Annotated in this window: 2 protein-coding genes; both read right to left on the reverse strand. The window is 68.4% G+C overall.

Annotated features, from left to right (window positions below):
• On the reverse strand, positions 1-492 hold a 492-nt coding region (locus D0Y53_RS12455; protein WP_147319082.1), incomplete at its 3' end, for a hypothetical protein.
• Between the two features lie 296 nt (positions 493-788).
• The coding region (locus D0Y53_RS12460) for an NEW3 domain-containing protein (RefSeq protein WP_199492067.1) at positions 789-1,596 on the reverse strand (808 nt) is incomplete at its 5' end.

Here is a 1,596-nt window from a genome sequence, read left to right on the forward strand (position 1 = left end):
CCAGGGCGTGGCGCTGGTGCAGGCGACGCTGGAGACGGAGTGGGCGTAGACGCAGTCGCTGCCGTCGGTGATTTCCAGGTTGCCGACTTCGACGTGGGAGCTGCCCTTCAGGCTGAGGATGTGGCTGATACCGTTCTTGCCGATCAGCCTGGGGGGCGTGCTGGCGTTGCCGAGGATGCGGGTGCGAGCAGTGGAGGCGCCGCTGGGGACGGCTTGCAGGGAGCTGCCGATGGCGTAGGAGCCGCCGCCGATGAGCAGGGTATCGCCGCCGGCGATGCGGGGGCTGCCGGAGGCGGGCAGGGCGATGCTGGGGTGGTTCCAGGCGCAGGCCTGGGCGGAGCCGGAGCCGGGGTAGGGAGCGTTGGCGCGGCCGGTGCATTGGCTGGCAGTGCCGCCATCGGTGCGCACGTAGTAGGTGGTGGCGGCCTGGGCGCTGCTCCAGGCGATCAGGCCCAGCGGCGCCAGCAACAGCGCACACAGGGTTTTGGACAATGCACGGCCCGGGGTCGGGCGGATGGAATGGACGACGATCAAGAGCACTCCTAGCCGTGAAGCGGCATCAGCTGACGAGAGGTGTGTCCCCCTGGGGAGGTGAGTCTTTGGAAACCGGTCCCCTGCTTTTGCCGACGCGGTCACGCTTCACGTTTTCCTCACGCGGCGACTTCACCAAGAGTTCACCAAGGTCAACGAAGAAGTTATTTGCTTGCCTGGAATTGGCAGCAATATTCCCGACGATGGCGACAAGCAAAACGGGGCGCCTGTTCAGGCGCCCCGTCGGGTGTGAAGCTCTAGTCGACGCGGAAAGTAGTGCTGGCCGTGGCTTTGGCCGTGCCGTAGGTCGCGTCGGCACGCAGGCCATAGCTGCCGATCGCGGACTTGCCCCGGGACAATTTCAGGCTGGTGCGGGCGTAGCCGTCCTGGCCGGTGGTCGCGGTGAGCAGCTTGCTCGAGCCGTTGGGCAGGGTCGTGGTGAAGACCACGGCGGCGCCGGCGACCGGATTGCTGCCGCTGAGCACGCGCGCACTCATGTAGACGGTCTGGCCGCGCGCATAGCTGCTCTTGTCGGTTCCGGCCGAGCCGGTCAGCGTGGCCGGGGCGGGCTCTTCCGGCGCGACGATCGTGTAGCTGGCCGAAGCATTGGCGGTGTGGACGCTGCCGACGCTGCTGCTCACCCCGGCGCCGATGCCGTAGCTGCCGGCGGTTGCGGTGCCGGGCGAAGTCACGCTGAGCGTGGTGTTGGCGCTGGCGCCCGGGGCGAGCGTGAAGCTGGTCGCCGACAAGGTCCCGGCCCAGCCGCTGGGCACGCTGCGGGCAGTCTGGAAGGTGGTGTTGCTGCAGGCGCTGCTGTCGTTGTTGCGGGTCGTCAGCGTGTAGGTTTTCGTGGTTCCGGCGGCAACTGCTGCGGTATCGCCGGCGAGGGTCACGGTCGGCGCTGCGCGAGTGCAGGTCGGCGCCGGCTCCGTGGGCGACGTGGTCCCGCCGTCGAGCTGCACCTCGTAGGCGCCGATGTCGTTGGCGGGTCCTGCGGGGCGTTTTTGCAGCAGGAAGTCGGTGGTGACGGCGCTGATGGTGGGGGCCTTGTCGATGACGGGGCTG

Origin of the sequence: Cognatiluteimonas weifangensis (assembly GCF_003416885.1) — a bacterium.
GTDB lineage: Bacteria > Pseudomonadota > Gammaproteobacteria > Xanthomonadales > Xanthomonadaceae > Cognatiluteimonas > Cognatiluteimonas weifangensis.